The organism is Acinetobacter lwoffii (genome assembly GCF_022809915.1).
In the GTDB taxonomy this organism is placed as follows: Bacteria; Pseudomonadota; Gammaproteobacteria; order Pseudomonadales; family Moraxellaceae; genus Acinetobacter; species Acinetobacter lwoffii_M.
This window is the reverse complement of sequence record NZ_JALGQY010000020.1, coordinates 17586-34895: the sequence shown is the minus strand read 5'-3', so window position 1 is coordinate 34895 and position 17310 is coordinate 17586. Positions and strand designations below refer to the sequence as shown.

The 17310-nt window shown below is 42.5% G+C and carries 17 protein-coding genes and 1 tRNA gene; 7 read left to right on the top strand and 11 right to left on the bottom strand.

Annotated elements, in window-relative coordinates:
- Positions 1 to 93: 93 nt before the first annotated feature.
- The 4 genes from oxyR to rubA form a co-directional block, all read right to left on the bottom strand.
- Entirely contained in the window at positions 94 to 1002 is a 909-nt protein-coding gene (gene oxyR, locus MTX11_RS11040; protein WP_004279412.1) for a LysR family transcriptional regulator OxyR, read from the bottom strand.
- 13 nt (positions 1003 to 1015) lie between these two features.
- Positions 1016 to 1954: an esterase EstB gene (gene estB, locus MTX11_RS11035; RefSeq protein ID WP_243475114.1), complete on the bottom strand. Its 939-nt coding sequence runs from the start codon at positions 1952 to 1954 to the stop codon at positions 1016 to 1018.
- Positions 1955 to 2011: 57 nt separating this feature from the next.
- A complete protein-coding gene (gene rubB / locus MTX11_RS11030) occupies positions 2012 to 3190 on the bottom strand; it encodes a rubredoxin reductase RubB (RefSeq protein ID WP_243475123.1) in 1179 nt (392 codons plus the stop codon).
- Positions 3191 to 3281: 91 nt separating this feature from the next.
- Positions 3282 to 3446, bottom strand: a complete 165-nt coding sequence (gene rubA, locus MTX11_RS11025; RefSeq protein WP_004279415.1) for a rubredoxin RubA — start codon at positions 3444 to 3446, stop codon at positions 3282 to 3284.
- Between the two features lie 487 nt (positions 3447 to 3933).
- Between rubA and MTX11_RS11020 the strand changes: the two genes are divergently transcribed.
- Positions 3934 to 4476, top strand: a complete 543-nt coding sequence (locus MTX11_RS11020) for an adenine phosphoribosyltransferase (RefSeq protein WP_243475113.1) — start codon at positions 3934 to 3936, stop codon at positions 4474 to 4476.
- Positions 4477 to 4516: 40 nt separating this feature from the next.
- On the opposite strand, the gene MTX11_RS11015 is transcribed toward MTX11_RS11020, so the two are convergent.
- Positions 4517 to 5011 carry a YqiA/YcfP family alpha/beta fold hydrolase gene (locus MTX11_RS11015; protein ID WP_004730287.1) on the bottom strand — a complete coding sequence of 165 codons (495 nt, stop codon included), beginning with the start codon at positions 5009 to 5011 and terminating at the stop codon, positions 4517 to 4519.
- A 389-nt stretch (positions 5012 to 5400) separates the two neighbouring features.
- Here MTX11_RS11015 and lysS point away from each other — a divergent pair, with 389 nt between their 5' ends.
- Positions 5401 to 6930 (top strand): lysine--tRNA ligase, encoded by a 1530-nt coding sequence (gene lysS / locus MTX11_RS11010; RefSeq protein WP_243475112.1) that lies wholly within the window; start codon positions 5401 to 5403, stop codon positions 6928 to 6930.
- Positions 6931 to 7280: 350 nt separating this feature from the next.
- On the opposite strand, the gene trpS is transcribed toward lysS, so the two are convergent.
- Positions 7281 to 8294: a tryptophan--tRNA ligase gene (trpS, locus tag MTX11_RS11005; RefSeq protein WP_004279419.1), complete on the bottom strand. Its 1014-nt coding sequence runs from the start codon at positions 8292 to 8294 to the stop codon at positions 7281 to 7283.
- 189 nt (positions 8295 to 8483) lie between these two features.
- On the opposite strand from trpS, the gene MTX11_RS11000 reads away from it, so the two are divergent.
- The gene (locus tag MTX11_RS11000; protein WP_180086569.1) at positions 8484 to 9410 is read left to right on the top strand and encodes a DUF808 domain-containing protein; all 927 of its coding nucleotides are present in this window, start codon (positions 8484 to 8486) and stop codon (positions 9408 to 9410) included.
- A 48-nt stretch (positions 9411 to 9458) separates the two neighbouring features.
- Entirely contained in the window at positions 9459 to 10364 is a 906-nt protein-coding gene (ypfJ, locus tag MTX11_RS10995; protein ID WP_004646279.1) for a KPN_02809 family neutral zinc metallopeptidase, read from the top strand.
- Between the two features lie 37 nt (positions 10365 to 10401).
- Here ypfJ and MTX11_RS10990 read toward each other — a convergent pair whose 3' ends face one another.
- On the bottom strand, positions 10402 to 10956 hold the full coding sequence (locus MTX11_RS10990; protein WP_071850583.1) for a hypothetical protein: 555 nt from the start codon (positions 10954 to 10956) through the stop codon (positions 10402 to 10404).
- 215 nt (positions 10957 to 11171) lie between these two features.
- On the opposite strand from MTX11_RS10990, the gene MTX11_RS10985 reads away from it, so the two are divergent.
- Together MTX11_RS10985 and MTX11_RS10980 are read left to right on the top strand one after the other, a co-directional pair.
- Positions 11172 to 12671: a cation:proton antiporter gene (locus tag MTX11_RS10985; protein WP_243475111.1), complete on the top strand. Its 1500-nt coding sequence runs from the start codon at positions 11172 to 11174 to the stop codon at positions 12669 to 12671.
- 160 nt (positions 12672 to 12831) lie between these two features.
- On the top strand, positions 12832 to 13173 hold the full coding sequence (locus MTX11_RS10980) for an MGMT family protein (RefSeq protein WP_180086571.1): 342 nt from the start codon (positions 12832 to 12834) through the stop codon (positions 13171 to 13173).
- A 41-nt stretch (positions 13174 to 13214) separates the two neighbouring features.
- Here the strand turns inward: MTX11_RS10980 and MTX11_RS10975 are convergent, their stop codons facing one another.
- On the bottom strand, positions 13215 to 13655 hold the full coding sequence (locus MTX11_RS10975; RefSeq protein ID WP_004279425.1) for a universal stress protein: 441 nt from the start codon (positions 13653 to 13655) through the stop codon (positions 13215 to 13217).
- A 240-nt stretch (positions 13656 to 13895) separates the two neighbouring features.
- Complete coding sequence (locus MTX11_RS10970; RefSeq protein ID WP_180086573.1) at positions 13896 to 14300, bottom strand: hypothetical protein; 405 nt, start codon at positions 14298 to 14300, stop codon at positions 13896 to 13898.
- A gap of 175 nt (positions 14301 to 14475) precedes the next feature.
- On the opposite strand from MTX11_RS10970, the gene MTX11_RS10965 reads away from it, so the two are divergent.
- Positions 14476 to 14552, top strand: a tRNA-Met gene (locus MTX11_RS10965).
- Positions 14553 to 14771: 219 nt separating this feature from the next.
- On the opposite strand, the gene MTX11_RS10960 is transcribed toward MTX11_RS10965, so the two are convergent.
- Both MTX11_RS10960 and MTX11_RS10955 read right to left on the bottom strand, forming a co-directional pair.
- A complete protein-coding gene (locus MTX11_RS10960; protein WP_180086575.1) occupies positions 14772 to 16397 on the bottom strand; it encodes an NAD+ synthase in 1626 nt (541 codons plus the stop codon).
- A 373-nt stretch (positions 16398 to 16770) separates the two neighbouring features.
- On the bottom strand, positions 16771 to 17274 hold the full coding sequence (locus tag MTX11_RS10955) for a hypothetical protein (protein ID WP_005107522.1): 504 nt from the start codon (positions 17272 to 17274) through the stop codon (positions 16771 to 16773).
- Positions 17275 to 17310: the final 36 nt, after the last annotated feature.

Genomic DNA, 17310 nt, shown 5'->3' with positions numbered 1-17310 from the left:
AATGTAGAGATTTTAAGTTTCTAGGCGGACTGAATGTATTCAATTCAAGATATATAAAAGGAGCAACATGTGCTCCTTTTTATTATCTATAGATCAGGCAGCATCGTGCTGAGTGATTTTCTGGAAAATCTGTAATAGCACATCAAACTCGCTTTGCAGCGGTGTGCTTTTACGGGTTACCAATGCCAGGGTACGACTTGGGGCTGAATCGATCGCTTTTACCTGAATCTCAGGATTGCCTTTAATCATATTGGTATGGATCGCAATTTCAGGCAGCAGGGTAAAGCCCAGATTTGCAGACACCATTTCGATTAAAGTCGGCAGTGAGCTGGCTTTTAAACGGTGATCATTTTTACGCTCACCAATCGGGCAGGCACTCAAGGCATGATCACGCAGGCAATGACCTTCTTCAAGTAACATCAGGCGAGACAGATCCAGATCTTCTAAAGAGTTTGCTTGTGCAGCATGCTGATCAGATTTTTGGTAAACCAGATACAGATTCTCTTTGGCAATTTCAGCAACTTTCAGACCACGGGTGTCGAAAGGCAATGCCAAAGCCACCATATCCAGGTTGCCATGTTCCAGTTTTTCTACAATCTTTTCACTTTGCGCTTCATGCAGATGCAACTGGATTTTTGGTAATTGCTTATGCACTTCATCCAGCAGCTGGGACAATAGGAAAGGTGCAATTGTTGGAATGACGCCGAGATGTAGATCACCGGTTAAAGGTTCACTCATCTCACGACTTAAACGCATTAGGTCCTGAGCATCGGCCAGTAGAACACGTGCGCGTGCAACCACTTGTTCACCAAGAGGCGTTAAACGAACATTCTGGCGGTCGCGTTCAACAAGTACGCCACCGAGTAAACGCTCCAGCTCCATGATGCCGCCAGACAAGGTTGACTGGGTGACAAAGGAGCGGCGAGCAGCTTCTGTAAAGTGTAGCGTCTCTGACAGTGTTACGAGGTATGACAGCTGTCTTAGGGATGGTAATGCAGCCATAGTGTCCTAATGTTTATGATTTAAAATGATCAGCAAATAATTCGCTAAGATATGGAATAAAATGCGGTGGGATATCATGCCCCATTCCATCAATTAATTCAAATTTAGCCCCTGAAATTGCTTTCGCAACGGCCTTGCCATGGCTAGGAGGCAGCAATCGATCTCGAGAACCATGGACCACCAGGGTTTCTTGTTTGATTTGCTTGTCCAGTTGCAGCAATGAGCCTGTACATAATATTGCTAAAAACTGTTGAAGTACACCAGCAGGATAGTAACTTCGCTTATATAATTTACGGGCGGTCTGCACCGCTTCCAGATGATTGACATAACCTGGTGAGCCGATGATCTTAAACAGTTTCAAACTATGATCAACAATGCCATCTTCATCTGTTGAAGCCGGTTTGTCAATCAAACTAAAGAGTTGCTTGGGAAAGGGTGGTGGCAACATCGGCTGGTTATTGCTGGTAAACAGTAAGCCCAGTTTTTTGACTTTGTCCGGATAACGCGCGGCCAGAATCTGGGCAATCATACCGCCCATCGAAGCACCCAGCACATAGACCTGTTCCAGCTGCATTTTTTCAATTAGCAGACTGACATCTTCAGCCATATCGTAAAGATCATAAGGTGCACCCTGATTACCCAGACCCAGTACAAAACGGCTCATCATTTTCAGGGTATTCAGGCGTGGACCTTTGTAATGGACTTTTGAAGACAGGCCAATATCACGATTATCAAAACGGATGATGTGATAGCCATTGTCAATCAGTGATTTGCAGAAAAAGTCAGGCCAGTACAGCATTTGCCCACCCAGCCCCATAATCAGCAAAATGGTGGGATGTTCCGGATTTCCACCAACCTCGACATGTAGCTGGATCCCATTGCCAAGATCGACCTTGGTTTCATGCATGAACGAGGTATAAGGGGAAAGATTAAACTGTGCTGCGCTGTACATAGTCGCTGTCCTAATTAAAGGATATTTCGTTTAAAAAATATCCTTGCTATTAAACCTCTAAACCGCAGCAGGAATCAAGTCAGGAACCTGTTTGGTCAAGGTCAGACGCTGTTTGGCTGCAGTGGCGCCCAAAAGCACGAAACCGCGTAAGGTGCCGTTAGCATCGAATGCTTTAGCCAGCATGCCATCATCAAATTCTTCAGTTTCCCAGATGACATCCACATCAACCGGAGCAGGCAATACCGTTAAAGGTGCAGCAGGCGTTTTAACTGCTACTGGCATAGCCGGATAATGCACGGCAGTATGTTCACCGTTTAAGGTTTTTGCCAAAGCGCGGGCTTGTTGCATAATTGGCATAACATAAGGCAGTAAAGTTCCATTGACCTCGGCACAGTCACCTACAGCATAGATATCAGCCTGGTTGGTTTCAAGTTGTGCAGTGGTTAAAACTCCGCGACTGGTATGTACGTCTGCCTGTTTCGCCAAAGAAATATTCGGCTGTAAGCCTACCGCAGATAACACTACATCTGCGATCAAAGACTGACCGTTGGCCAGCGTGACCAGATAATCACCATTGTCCGCACGAGAGACTTTTTCGACTGTTGTGCCCAAGACAAAGTGAATGCCGGTTTCTTCAAGATTCTTCTGGAAGGCAGTAGCAACATGTTCTGGTAATAAACGGCCAAGCGGCTGAGGTGCCAAATCAATGACTGTAACCTGATGATCGGTATTTTGCAGGTCGTTGGCAAATTCACAGCCAATCAGGCCTGCACCTAAAATCACTACACGTTTGTCTTTACGTGCCGCCAGATTGCTACGGAAAGCTTTATAATCAGTTAAATTGTTGACGACATGAATATCATCGCTGGCATCACCGGCAATCGCCAGACGTACCGGATTGGCACCGATGGCTAATACCAGTTTGCTATAATGTTGCGTGCTTTCCTGGCCATCTTTTTCCAAAACCAGTTGATGATCTTCCGGATGAATCGCCTTAACCCAAGTATGCTGTTCAATGCGCATATTCAGCTGTGCCGACATTTTAGCCGCATCGCCTAGTGGAATTTGTTCAGGTGCTTTATTGCCGGCCAGAGCGTTGGAAAGCGTCGGTTTGGCATAATTGACCGCATCATCCGCACAGATCATCAGCAATTCATGTTCTGGATTAAGTTTACGAAATTCACGTGCTACGGCATAACCCGCCATACCTGAGCCAATAATGACGATAGGATGCATAGTTGTTTCCATATGGTAGAGCTCCATGCTGTATAAATGATTGAAAGGCATAAAAAAAGACCATATGGATATGGCCTTTAACTGGACGTGATTAGACTTCGATCATTTCGAAATCGACTTTAGACACGCCGCAATCTGGACAGGTCCAGTCATCGGGGATATCTTCCCATTTGGTGCCTGCCACGATCCCGTCTTGAGGCCAACCTTCTGCCTCGTCATAAATCCATCCACATACGATGCATTGAAACTTTCTCATGTAACTCTCCAAAACTGAGCAACTGTAGGCGTCAGCTTAAAATCCATAAAAGGCAAGACTCTAAAAGAATATGACTTTTTAACAGTGAACATATTTGGCTAAATTTTTACGCAGTTCTATTCAGAAAGTAAAGTGAATAAAAGCTTAATCAGCGAAATTAGCAGCAGAATAGACGACACATTCCTCATTTATCAGAAAATCACGCCAATCAGCTTTTCTAGCGCAGACGGTTAAAGGATAAAAAGCTGAGGATGGCAAAAATGAGCGTTTATCTTGGGGGATAGACCAAAGTCGTGCAGTAAAAACTTGAGTTTTTAGGTAATTTAAAATCAGTAAAGTCTGGGTTAAATATTTTTAAAATAAATCAATATAATAAAATCAATATCTTGTGGTTAAACATCGGGTTTTTATTAGACAGCTTGGCTTGTTCGTTTCACTCAAATAGGTTTAAAATTCCCATATTCCTTTTCTTTTTTTAAGATCTCCCATGAGCAATTTGTCTACTTCTTTGTGGTCTCACATTCGTACGGTCCAAGATTTTCCAAAACCAGGAATTTGCTTCTTTGATTTGACCCCACTTTTCATGAGCAATATTGGTCCATTGACTGACGCTTTGATTGCCAGCATTCCTGCTGACAAACTGGCAGAAGTAGAAAGCTTTATTGCGGTTGAAGCGCGTGGTTTTGTGTTGGCAAGCTTGTTGGCACAACGTACAGGCAAAGGCTTATTGCTGGTGCGTAAAGCAGGTAAATTGCCACCTCCAGTGGTCGGTGTAGGTTATAGCCTGGAATATGGTATGGATCGTTTAGAAATGTCTGCGAACGTTCAGTCCCAGAAAGTAATTATTGTGGATGATGTTCTGGCAACTGGTGGAACCTTAAAAGCTGTAAATGAACTGGCTCAAAAATGTCAACATGAAGTACTTGGTGCAAGTATCTTCCTTGATCTTCCTGACCTGCATGCTGAATTAGGCCTGGATATCTGGTCAGTGCTGGATGACAAATCTCAGCCTGAAGCGGCAGTTGCTTAAGTTATACATTTAAAAAAAGCCCCAAAATTGTGGGGCTTTTTTATTGCCTGATAAAATGATCTTCGATTTCCTGAATCAGTGTATTAATTTGCTCAGGATGTTCCAGACGATGATGGCCGCCATCAACTGCCTGAATTTGCATATAGTCTTCAAGTTGTGTCTGAACCGCATGCATATCCAGAATTTCATCGCCCAGTTCAAGATAGGCAAATTGAGGAATGTCATGCTGTAAATCGTGATGCCCAATCGGCGGATAATCATCGCGGAAGTTAGGCTGCAAAATGGGATTAGCCACTACACAGGGAATTTGATACGCCTGTGACATTTTCAGTGCCCAATAACCGCCAAGACTGTGGCCGACCAGAATATCTGGTTTGATGGTTTCAATCATCTCATGATAAAACTCGGCGACCGAACTATAGCTCAGATTTCGGTAATCGACATCGATACAGTACTTGTGTACCACATCAATGGCATGGAACTTGGTGGATTCTCTGGAGGAATCTAAGCCATGTATAAACAAAATCTTAGACATAGTACATTACTCATTTTTATGGGATATGCCATATTGGTTATTTGTTGATTGGCACATCATCTTGAAGCTGAGTGTCATTGTAGAACGTCTGGGTATACAAGGCAGTTAGCTATTGGTCTAAGCCGAAGTTTTGTAGTGCAATGAATTTATATAAGACTTGTCTGGTTTAGACTTTAATCCCAACTGAGAGCAGCTGGGTGCTGCAATAAGTTTGAAGAAAGGGAATTTAAAAGAGTGACAGACGGGCTGAACCGAATGGTGTAAATAGCAAGATAGTGGATTTTTCCAAAGAAAAGCCGGTTCCTGAGAGTGTTTGCGCTACGATTTGAGAAGGATTTCTGCTATTCTATGCAACTTCTATTTTTTAACTAATCTTATTCGAGGCAGAGATGACGCAAACTAACGCTCAATCGACTTCTGAACAAATCATTTCCGAAAACGATTTAATTGCACAGCGTCATGCCAAGTTAAAGCAAATCGAAGCTCAGGCACAAGAAACAGGTAAGAGCCCATGGCCGAATACCTTTAAGCGTGAGCATTATGCCCAGGATTTACAAGACCAGTTCGCTGATAAATCTAAAGAAGAAATTGAAGCAGGCGAAAAGGTCTACGTCAAAGTTGCTGGTCGTGTGATGTTGAACCGTGGTTCATTTATTGTGATCCAGGACATGACAGGTCGTATCCAGCTGTATGTGGCGCGTAAAGAGCTCGCTGAAGATGTCCTGGCTACCATTAAAGGTCTGGACCTAGGCGATATCATCGCAGTCGAAGGTTATATCGGTCGTTCAGGTAAAGGCGATTTGTATGTACATATCGAACATTTTGAATTATTGACCAAATCATTGCGTCCACTGCCAGACAAGTTCCATGGTTTGAACGATACTGAAGTGAAGTATCGTAAACGTTATCTTGATCTGATTGTTAACGAAGAAACACGTAAAACTTTTGAAATTCGTGCCAAAGTTGTGGCGGGTATCCGTGCCTTCCTGACTGAAAAGCGCTATATGGAAGTTGAAACGCCAATGATGCATGTGATTCCAGGCGGTGCATCGGCACGTCCTTTTGAAACACATCACAATGCATTGGATATGTCATTATTCTTGCGTATTGCGCCAGAGCTTTACTTAAAGCGTTTGGTAGTCGGCGGTTTTGAACGTGTGTTTGAAATTAACCGTAACTTCCGTAACGAAGGTGTTTCTACGCGTCATAACCCTGAATTCACCATGATCGAATTCTATCAGGCTTATGCAGATTACAAAGACTTGATGGAATTGACCGAACAGATGCTAGAGCGTCTGGCGATTGATATCTTGGGTACCACTGATGTGCCTTATGGCGATGAAGTGTATAGCTTCAAAGGGCCATTCAAGAAAATTTCAATGTTCGATGCGATTCTGGAAAATAACCTGCAATTTACTCCTGAAAATGTCAATGACCGTGAGTTCTTGGCAAAATTCCTTCAGGAAGAATTGAAAGAGCAAGTGAAGCCAGGTTTTGGTCTGGGCAAACTGCAAACCATGGTATTTGAAGAAACCGTGGAAACCAAATTGCGTCAGCCGACGTTCATTACTGAATATCCAGCGGAGACTTCTCCATTGGCACGCCGTAATGATCACAATCCACACATTACCGACCGTTTTGAATTCTTCATCGGTGGTCGTGAATTGGCCAATGGCTTCTCGGAATTGAATGATCCAATCGATCAGGCTGAACGTTTCCAAGCACAGGTCGCTGAAAAAGATGCTGGTGATGATGAAGCTATGCATTACGATGCAGACTTTGTAGAAGCACTGGAATACGGTCTTCCTCCAACAGCAGGTGAGGGTATTGGTATTGATCGTCTAGTGATGATCTTTGCCAATGCAGCAAGTATCCGCGATGTGATCTTGTTCCCGCATATGCGTCATAAAAATGCTTAAATGCTGAATTCGAAAAACCCGCTCTGGCGGGTTTTTTTATGCTTGAAATAAAATAGATTCAAAAATTAAAGACAAAAAAAACGCAATGATTGGGGTTGTCATTGCGTAGAAAAAGGAACGTCTTTTCAAACTACTTCATTAACTGTGGAGAGAGTTAAATCTGATTCCTTACTGAATATGACCATAATAGGACGCATTCTCATATGACTCATCAGTATTCATGTTAATACATGTTAAATAAGGTTAAAACTATGAAGATTATGTGGGGATATTTGCATCATTTTTGCGCAATTTTAGCTTAAATAAAAAAGCTCTTCATCAGAAGAGCTTTTAAGAGCAATTTTTTCTAATTAAAAATGGAATACGCCGAGGCCAGATTTGACTTCATCCAGTGTCGCCTGGGTAATATCGCGACATTTATCCGTACCGGTTTTCAGGATATCCATGATGTAATCGGGATCTTTAGCCAGTTCAATACGACGCTCACGAATTGGGCCGATCAATTCTTTTAAAATACTTTCCAGACGTTTTTTCACTGTACCATCGCCTAAACCACCACGACGATAATGGGCTTTGAGCTCTTCCAGCTCTTCTTTATTTGGGTCAAAGGCATCTAGATAAGTAAATACCACATTGCCTTCGACCTGACCTGGATCTTCAATACGCAGATGATTCGGATCGGTATACATTGCATTGACGGCTTTCTTAATATCTTTATCTGTCGCATCCAGCACAATGGTATTGCCCAAAGATTTCGACATTTTTGCTTTACCATCAAAACCAGGTAGGCGACCAACATTGGAAAGAAGTGCCTTACATTCTGGTAGCAGGTCATGACCAATTTGACGGTTTAAACGACGCACGATTTCGTTGGTCTGTTCGATCATTGGAATTTGATCTTCACCCACAGGAACAACCGTTGCCTTAAATGCTGTAATGTCAGCAGCTTGAGCCACCGGGTAGCACAAGAAGCCGGCTGGAATATCACGCTCAAAACCACGCATCTGGATTTCAGATTTAATGGTCGGGTTACGCTCAAGACGTGAAACAGTCACAAAGTTGAGATATAGCATGGTCAGTTCATTTAAGGCAGGTAAGCATGACTGAACACAAATTGTGGTTTTAGTTGGATCAATACCGACAGCCAGATAATCCGTCGCCACTTCAATAATGTTACGACGTACTTTTTCAAAATTGTCCGCATTATCAGTTAGGGCTTGAGCATCGGCGAGTAACAAGTGTTGATGGTGAGAATCTTGCAGACCTACACGAGAGCGTAATGAACCCACAAAGTGGCCGAGGTGGAGTTGTCCGGTAGGACGGTCGCCCGTCAAGATCACTGGACGATTATCTTGATTACTCATTATCTATTCCAAAGGGTAGTCAGTACTACAGCTGTATTTTAACGAATGGCAACATTGTACGGCATTCTGTTTTTGATTGTCAGCCAGAAAAAAAGCTGTCGTAAAAAAATCTTATAAATTAAACAAGTGAATACAATATTTTTAAGAATTTTGATTAAACTACATGGAAAGAAGATAAGGATAATAAGTATGGCGAGCAGTTTATTACTATTATTAGATGATATTGCTACTGTTCTGGATGATGTCGCTGTCATGAGCAAAATGGCAGCAAAAAAAACAGCAGGCGTCCTTGGTGATGATCTGGCTTTAAATGCGCAGCAAGTGACAGGTGTGCGGGCTGATCGTGAATTACCGGTGGTCTGGAAAGTTGCCAAAGGTTCTTTTGTTAATAAACTGATTTTGGTGCCGCTGGCATTATTAATCAGCTTTATTGCAGGCTGGCTGATTAATCCCTTGTTGGTGCTGGGTGGTTTGTTCCTATGTTATGAAGGCGTGGAAAAAATTATTCATACCTTGCATACACCGAAGGCCAAGGACGCGGAACAGGCGCGTGAGCAATTGATTCATACAGAAATGGATTTGCATCAGTTTGAAAATGAAAAAGTGAAAGGTGCCGTCCGCACCGACTTTATCCTGTCTGCTGAAATTATTGTGATTACTTTGGGAACGGTCGCCGCAGCCTCGATGCTGACCAAAGTGACTGTTTTAAGCCTGATCGCGGTGGTCATGACCATTGGTGTTTATGGTTTTGTCGCGCTGATTGTCAAGCTGGATGATATCGGTCTGCATCTGACTGAACAGCAGTCCGATTTTAAACAAAAAATAGGACGTGGCTTGTTGGCATTTGCTCCGGTCCTGATGAAAATTCTCTCCATTGTTGGAACCGCTGCAATGTTTCTGGTGGGCGGTGGAATTATTAACCATGCTATTCCTTTTATTCATCACTTTACTGAAGACAGTGTGGCTTATGTGCAGGATATTCCCAGCATTGGCAACATTGTGGGTGCTGTTACGCCGACCTTGATTAATTTCGCTGTAGGAATTTTAGCGGGTCTGCTGGTCATGCTGGTCATCAGCCTGATTAAGAAAATCTGGCCTAAATCATCAAAAGCTTAAGGTGTGGAAATATCTGGATATTAAGCAGATTAAGAAAAGGAAAAGACTATGCGTTGGAAAGGTCGTCGTGTCAGTAGCAATGTAGAAGACCGTCGCGGTGGTGGTGCCAAAGCTGGCGGAATCAGTATTGTTGGATTGATTGTGGCCTTTGTGGCCTGGAAGTTTTTCGGTGTCGATCCACAACAGGCTTATCAAACCACCAAGCAGGTCACTCAGGGGGTATCGGGTGCGGCAGAAACACGTGGCCTGGAAAATCCCACGCCAGAACAGCAGGAGTCGATTGATTTTGTTGGAACTGTATTGGCAGATACTGAAGATACCTGGAATCAGGTGTTTCAGCAGCAGTTAAATCAGCAGTATGTCCCACCGAAACTGGTGTTGTTCAATGGCATTGTGAATTCTGGTTGTGGTACGGCTCAGGCGGCGATGGGACCTTTCTACTGTCCGACAGACCAGAAAGTGTATATCGATACGGCATTCTTTAAAGATATGCGCAGTCAAATGGGCATCACTGGAGAACAGAATGCGACTGAACTTTCTCGTAATGATCAGGCGGGGGATTTTGCGCTGGCCTATGTCGTGGCCCATGAAGTGGGGCATCATATCCAGACGATTTTAGGTATTTCTTCTCAAGTACAGCAAGCACGTCAGCAAGCAAGCGAAGTGCAAAGTAATCAGCTTTCAGTGCGTCAGGAATTGCAGGCAGACTGTCTGGCCGGCGTTTGGGCTTACCATAATCATGAACGAACCCAATTTCTGGAACAGGGTGATGTGCAGGAAGCGATGGATGCCGCCCATAAAATTGGCGATGACTATTTACAGAAACGTGCTCGCGGGCAGGTGGTGCCGGACAGCTTTACCCATGGCAGCAGCGCGCAGCGGGTACAATGGTTTAACACCGGCTTGAAATCCGGTCAGGTTGCGAATTGTGATACCTTTAATCAAAATATTTAAATGACTTCGATAAAAAAAGGAGCAGATGCTCCTTTTTTTATTTATGCAGAAAACGCCGGAAGTTTCTTAATATCTTGATACTGACAAATAATGCAGCCAAAGCAAACAGTGCAATTGCAAAGACTGTATATTTGAGGTTGCTCATGTCATTTTGATAAAACTGCTGAATTTCTTGTTTGTTATATTCTAAAGCAGTTGCTTTGCCGGTTCGGCTATCTCTGAACTGGATTTTTTCAATATAGAACAGATTTCCCGCTTTGATTAAGTCAACAGTCTGGATTTGACGGGTATGCGATTGATTGTCTTCATCGCTACATAAAGCGCTGTAATGTTCACAGTTGATTTTGGCCACATAACCATTTCCTGCAATCAGAATAAAAATTGCATTGTCTGGTCGCTGGTTATTGGACACCAATACATACTGTTCGCCGGCTGTACTTTTTAAGGGAATGCTGGTGGCTTGCTGATAATGCTGTTCTGCTTGCAGAATTTCCTGAATTTTAGCAAAGCAGGTAAAACATAAGGACAACGTGATCAGAAAAATCACGCTGGCAAAACAGAGACGAAAAATGGTTTTGACAGTTTGATGCATGGGAGAAAAATTCAAAATAGAATGATGGGAAAGCAAAAGCCGAGTGCTGACCTGTATGTTAAATCATCATTCGAAAATACTGAAAAGAAACTTAACTCAATTCGATAAAAAACGGACTAAACTTGTTTTGCCAGAATACCTTGCTATTCAAATCTCTATTTTAACAACGCCTCTCGGCGCATAGTGCTCCATCTCGCCCGATTTTAGGAAACCGAATGGGAAATTTCTTTTTTCTTCAGCTACTCACAGTCGTATTTGCCTTGTCCATTGCTACGACGATGTTTAATAAGCGCGTTTTGGGTTTTCCGCAAGCGATCGGTGTCCCGATTGTCTCAGCAATCTTTGTTTTTATTTTGCAGTGGGGCGCCAGTTTACTGCATGGCAATCCATTCTTTAGCATCAATATTGACAATATCGAGCAGGCTGTTCGTCACGTCGATTTCTATGATTTTCTGATCAATGGGGTGATCTGTTTTATCCTGACTTCATCTGCGCTGAAGTTTAAGGTCTCAGATTTGCGTAACCACTGGCGGCCGATCAGTATTCTGGCCGGTCTGGCTTTAGTATTCTGTGCCGTGTTCTTTGGCGTGGTGTTATATGGTTATCAGTTCCTGATTGGTAAGCATGTTGACTTGCTGGTTTTGCTGTTACTTGGGGCGGCCTTGGGCGCCACAGATCCGATCGGCATCAAAGGCGTATTGAGTTCGGTTCGCGCACCGCATCATTTGATCGTCAAGCTTGAAGGCGAATCACTGTTTAATGATGCAATGTGTATTGCCTTATTTATGACCTTGCTCAATGTCCTGCAAGGTGAAAACTTTACGGTACTGGGAGTGCTGCAAACCTTGCTTTATGAAATTGTCGTGGCGGTGCTGATTGGTCTCGGATTCGGTTTTGCGATCTTGCGGATTTTGCGCGGCAAACATGAAATGGAATCTCTGATTCTGACCACGGCCTTGCTGGCTTGTGGTTCCTATCTGGTGGCTTTGCTGGCGCATGCTTCCGCGCCAATTGCCTGTGTGATTGGTGGCTTGATTGTTGGCAATAAATGGAAAGAAATTCTGGCAGATGCCGAAATTGGTGACGTTAATCATTTCTGGCATACGGTTGAGGGAATTATCAATTCATTCCTGTTTACCCTGATCGGTCTGGAATTATTTATTTTGGACTTGAGTACCAGTCTGGTTCTGGGCGGGATGGTGGCCTTTGTGATTCTGCATCTGGCCCGTTTTGCAGCCAACTATCTGGCCTTTGCTATGTTCCCAAAAGTCAGCAAGAAAAGCTATAACGGCAGTTTGACCATCCTGTCTTGGGGCGGAGTACGTGGCGGGATTTCTTTGGCCTTAATTCTGGCGGTCGCCAATATTCCTCAGCTGGAAGCCTATAGCAGTATTCTGGTGGGCTATACCTTTATTGTAGTGCTGTTGTCCGGTGTGGTATGTGGCTTGGGCTTACCTGCGGTGATGAATGCCTTTTACTATAATCCCAATGAAGAAACTGAGGGCTTCAAAGGCTGGTACCAACGTATGTGCCACAAGTTGAACCGTAAGGGCTTTCGCTATATTGTCGGGGAAGATGCCAAAGGAAATGAGACCATCACTATCTTTCAGCCAGAGATTCTGATTGATCAGAAAGATGCAGATGGTGTCGCCACGGTGCATCATCCAGATAAGGTTCAGGAAGTAAAACGCTTAGAAAATCCGGATAATTTCTAAAGATAAACTTAGAGTATCAAGATGCTGCCGGATTATTTCTATCGTGAGCTGAGATCGCTTGGGTTAGCGTATTTCATCAGGCTTGATTATTTTCATCTAGTTTTTTGTGGATAGGTTGAGGTGTGATCTTTTATTTAAATGAGCTATTAATGAGATGAAAATGACCCAGACAAGTTCAGCCAATCAGGAAATGACAGAAATGATTTTGGTTGTGGTCAATCAGATTCCATATGCCAAAGTCGCCACCTACGGACAGATTGCCAGACTGGCAGGTTTACCCAAACATGCGCGATTGGTCGGGCGAGTATTAAGTCATCTAGATTCGGACACTAATATTCCCTGGTATCGGGTGATCAATGCCCAAGCGAAAATCAGTCTGAAACAACTGGACGAACATGGCCAGAATATTCAGCAGCAAAAACTCATGCAGGAAGGAATTTGTTTTAGAGGTGATCGAGTGGATTTAAAACGCTATCAATGGGATGGTCGAGTAGAGATATAAAAAATCCCCACTTGGTGAAAAATGGGGATTTTGAAGATAATTTAGTTGCGAATCACCATCACGGGGATATCCGCTTGGCCTAAAATGCTTTGCGCTACGCTGCCAAGGAACAGTTTTTTGAAGCCAGTGCGACCATGTGAACCAATCACGATCAGGTCAGAATTTAAATCTTTAGCTGCTTTGACAATCTCGCTATAAATCACCTGACCCTCAAGCAGCTGTGTATCCACTTCAACACCTGCACCAGAGAATTTTGCTTTGGCTTCATCCAGCGTTTTCAGGATGGAAGTGCGGGCACGTTCAATCAGGTCATTGGTTTGTGCCGCAGAGATATATTCCGCAGCGATATAAGGGTCCAGCGCTAGCACTTGAACCACTGTGACTTTACTGTTAAATGCTTTGGCAATTTCTACAGCTTTATCTACTGCAGCATACGATGTTTCTGAACCGTCAACAGGTACTAAAATATGTTCAAAAGGCATTAGAATTCTCCTAAGGGGAATTTAGAGTTATAAAATTATGACGCGTTAAACCGGGTACGAATAGTTGTTTATACTTTGATCATAGCCTGTATTGTATAAAAATAAAACCAAGTAAATACATAGGTATAATGTCTAATAGATTAAAGAATAAAGCACCTGTTTAGAGCTATTGAACCGAGTTGTTTATTTAGACTAAGTTAATCATTTATATGTAATTAATGTGATAGCTTAAGACAGTGATTAATCACATCGAATAGAGGTCGGGTCTAATTTTATTTGCGGTGACAGCTGTTCATAACGATTTAAAATTGTTTGAGTTTCACCTGCATAAATTTTTTGCTGTAGCTGCCGGATTTTATGTTCTGTCACATGTAAACGCGCACAATGTAATGCAATCTGATTTTCCCGGGTTACCGCCAGTCGTTGACTCTGCTCATATTCCGGATAGGGCTCGATTTTCTGCTGTGCTCTGCTGAGTTGTGCCAAAGATCGTTTTTGCTGCATGCTCATCAGTTGCTGCTGATTAATCCACTGTGCCACATCACGTCTGACGCCATTATAATCTACGAAAATAGGCGAGATGATCTGGCAGGCACTCAGACTTGAAAGGCCAATGAGTAAAATAGATATTTTGATTTTATACATTTGATGAATCCTCGAAGAATTAAAGGGTGCTATGAATGCGTGAATTACATACTAAAAAAACCTTTTTTGTTTAAAATTTAAAAGTTTATTCCGTATTTGCATAAAGACTGAACATTTGTGTTTTAAAATGCTTGACGATAGAAGCTGAAATTACGATAATGCGCACACAGTTTACGGCTATGTAGCTCAGTTGGTTAGAGCACCGCACTCATAATGCGGGGGTCACAAGTTCAAGTCTCGTCATAGCCACCATTTTAAAAGACCAAGCTCTCAGCTTGGTCTCTTTTTTTTTCTTTTAAAAGTACTGAAAACCATAAAAAATATTTGAAGCATCCACTAATTTTTACAGTTTCCGCAAAACATCATTTTTCCTTCTTAATGTTAGGGCTATTCTTCATTTTACTGCCGCATAAAAAAAATCGCCCAAGCATTCACTTGGACGATTCTGATTTACATCACTGAAAACAGAATTTAGCTACCTGCTTTCCAGCCATTGACGATTGGATAACGACGCTCACGGCCATAAGAACGTGAGCTGATACGTGGCCCAATGGCACCTTGACGGCGCTTGTACTCATTGATATCAACCAGACGAATCACTTTCTTCACGACTTCAGCGTCAAAACCTTTGGCAATGATATCGTCTTGACTCATATCTTCTTCAATATAAGAGTACAAGATCGCATCCAGAATATCATAGGCTGGTAAAGAGTCTTGATCGACCTGATCCGGACGCAATTCTGCTGAAGGTGGACGAGTAATCACACGTTCTGGAATCACTGGAGTTTCTGAAATGCTGTTACGGTATTTCGCCAGTTCAAACACAATGGTTTTATACACATCTTTCAGCACCGCATAACCACCAACCATGTCACCATACAAGGTGCAATAACCGACAGCTAGTTCAGATTTATTACCGGTTGCCAGCACCAGATTACCGAATTTGTTAGACAGGGCCATCAATAAGGTGCCACGTGAACGTGCTTGCAGGTTTTCCTCGGTGGCATCGACTGGAGCGTTGCCAAAGAATGGGAATAGCACCTGCATAAAGCCGCTTACCACTGGATTGATTTCGGCAATACCGAAAGTCACGCCCATGTTTTTGGCTTGAGCCGCTGCATCTTCGACACTGATTTGTGCGGTATAGGTATAAGGCATCATCACGGCTTGAACTTTGTTTGCGCCAAGCGCATCTACAGCAATCGCCAGGGTCAGGGCAGAGTCAATGCCGCCAGACAGTCCCAGAATCACACCTGGGAAGCCAGAACGCTGTACATAATCACGTGTAGCCATGACCAGGCTTTGATAAATCTCAGCCATGGTGTCTAAAGCAGGTGCAATTGCACCTTTGCTGAATTGCAGTTGTTCAGCATTAAATTCTGCAATTGCCAGATTTTCCTGGAAAGTTGGTGCCTGTAAAGCCACCTCGCCAGATTTGTTGAGCACAAAACTGGTACCGTCAAAGATCAGATCATCCTGACCACCGACCTGGTTGCAGTACACCAGATTGATATTCAGCTGTTTGACCAAGGCCGCCATGGTTTCAATGCGATGTTGTGGTTTACCCACTTCATATGGCGATGCATTCAGTACCAAAGCTGTGTCGATATTCAATTTTGCCAGTTGCTGAACAGTGGCTAAAGACCAGACATCTTCACAGATCAGTACGCCAAATTTATGTCCAAGATACTCAAATACCAGATGCTGATGACCTTCGCCAAAATAACGCTTTTCATCAAATACACCATAGTTTGGCAAAACTTGCTTGTTATAAACACCCAGTACTTCGCCATCTTTCATAACAGCAGCCGAGTTATAACGCTGACCATCTTCAGTTTGATTAACAAAACCAAAGACCATCACAATATCTTTTACTTCAGTCAGTTTTTCAAAAGCTGCTTTGGTGCGTTTCACCAAGCTCGGGCGAATTAATAAGTCTTCTGCAGGATAGCCCAGCGTTGAAAGTTCAGGAAAGATAATTAAATCCGCTTTATCTTTTTTAGCCTGATTGGCCAGATCAATCATTTTTTGCGTATTTGCATCCAGATTGCCCACATGTGGAGAGAATTGAGCAATCGCAATTTTAAAACTTTTCATTCCAAGTAAATCCTATTCCTATAGGTTGATACACTAAATTACTGATTTTTATAATTCTAATTATTCAGTTGAGTGCACTTCGATATTCATAAAATGCCAAATGGCTTAAATAAAAAAACTTTTTATCGCATGATCATTGAATCTTAATGTGCGATGCAAAATAATCATACCGGCCTATTTTATCGAAATTTTATCGATAAGCTAGAGTTGATTTAGCAGAACAGGCATTGAGTGAAAAAAGTTATTATATAAAATTAGAAAATATGCTGATTTTTTATGCATCTAGGCTTATGTAGATTTAAAGACTGAAATCTAAATTTTGGCTTTTAAAATATGCCTTAGCTATATTGTTTGGAATTAAACTGATTAAATATCATCTGTTTATTTTTGGATTTAAAATAATATTCGGAATTTTTTTTAGAAAAATATCCCGGGCAATATCGCCTTGTTGTTCAATATTGTAGGTTGAAAATGATTTGTTGGGATTAAATTGATATTTGTACGGATTATATTTTCCCAAGCTGAGAAAATAAGCACTTTGTAAAAATGCCCCTTTTAAAAGCACATTGATCTGACATTGGTGTTGATAAATATGCGCCATCTCATGAATAAATAGTGCCTGATAAGATAAACTCTCGCGCGAATAATCTTCCCGATAATTTAAATTGCGTACATGGATGTAGCCACTGGGCGCCATAATGACATGTTTGGATTGCCAAGGCAGGTAGGGGTGATTCATGATTTTAACGCGAGAATAATCGATCAGGTTGCCAAATACTTGTTGGGAAATTTTGATTTCACCAGACGTTAAACTGCGGCACTTAAACTGTTCAAAATGAACCAATCTCAAAATAAAGGGCAGAAAATACAACAGCATTCAATATACGTCCTGTTTTTAGGTGACTTAATCCGT

Excerpts from the sequence above, each read along its gene's own strand:
- MTX11_RS11000 (WP_180086569.1), top strand. The coding sequence starts at position 8,484 with ATGGCGAGCAGTTTATTACTATTATTAGATGATATTGCTACTGTTCTG.
- trpS (WP_004279419.1), bottom strand. The coding sequence starts at position 8,294 with ATGAGTAATCAAGATAATCGTCCAGTGATCTTGACGGGCGACCGTCCT.
- rubB (WP_243475123.1), bottom strand. The coding sequence starts at position 3,190 with ATGCATCCTATCGTCATTATTGGCTCAGGTATGGCGGGTTATGCCGTA.
- MTX11_RS10990 (WP_071850583.1), bottom strand. The coding sequence starts at position 10,956 with ATGCATCAAACTGTCAAAACCATTTTTCGTCTCTGTTTTGCCAGCGTG.
- MTX11_RS10980 (WP_180086571.1), top strand. The coding sequence starts at position 12,832 with ATGACCCAGACAAGTTCAGCCAATCAGGAAATGACAGAAATGATTTTG.
- MTX11_RS10985 (WP_243475111.1), top strand. The coding sequence starts at position 11,172 with ATGGGAAATTTCTTTTTTCTTCAGCTACTCACAGTCGTATTTGCCTTG.
- oxyR (WP_004279412.1), bottom strand. The coding sequence starts at position 1,002 with ATGGCTGCATTACCATCCCTAAGACAGCTGTCATACCTCGTAACACTG.
- MTX11_RS10960 (WP_180086575.1), bottom strand. The coding sequence starts at position 16,397 with ATGAAAAGTTTTAAAATTGCGATTGCTCAATTCTCTCCACATGTGGGC.
- MTX11_RS10975 (WP_004279425.1), bottom strand. The coding sequence starts at position 13,655 with ATGCCTTTTGAACATATTTTAGTACCTGTTGACGGTTCAGAAACATCG.
- MTX11_RS11020 (WP_243475113.1), top strand. The coding sequence starts at position 3,934 with ATGAGCAATTTGTCTACTTCTTTGTGGTCTCACATTCGTACGGTCCAA.
- rubA (WP_004279415.1), bottom strand. The coding sequence starts at position 3,446 with ATGAGAAAGTTTCAATGCATCGTATGTGGATGGATTTATGACGAGGCA.
- lysS (WP_243475112.1), top strand. The coding sequence starts at position 5,401 with ATGACGCAAACTAACGCTCAATCGACTTCTGAACAAATCATTTCCGAA.
- MTX11_RS10955 (WP_005107522.1), bottom strand. The coding sequence starts at position 17,274 with ATGCTGTTGTATTTTCTGCCCTTTATTTTGAGATTGGTTCATTTTGAA.
- MTX11_RS11015 (WP_004730287.1), bottom strand. The coding sequence starts at position 5,011 with ATGTCTAAGATTTTGTTTATACATGGCTTAGATTCCTCCAGAGAATCC.
- MTX11_RS10970 (WP_180086573.1), bottom strand. The coding sequence starts at position 14,300 with ATGTATAAAATCAAAATATCTATTTTACTCATTGGCCTTTCAAGTCTG.
- ypfJ (WP_004646279.1), top strand. The coding sequence starts at position 9,459 with ATGCGTTGGAAAGGTCGTCGTGTCAGTAGCAATGTAGAAGACCGTCGC.
- estB (WP_243475114.1), bottom strand. The coding sequence starts at position 1,954 with ATGTACAGCGCAGCACAGTTTAATCTTTCCCCTTATACCTCGTTCATG.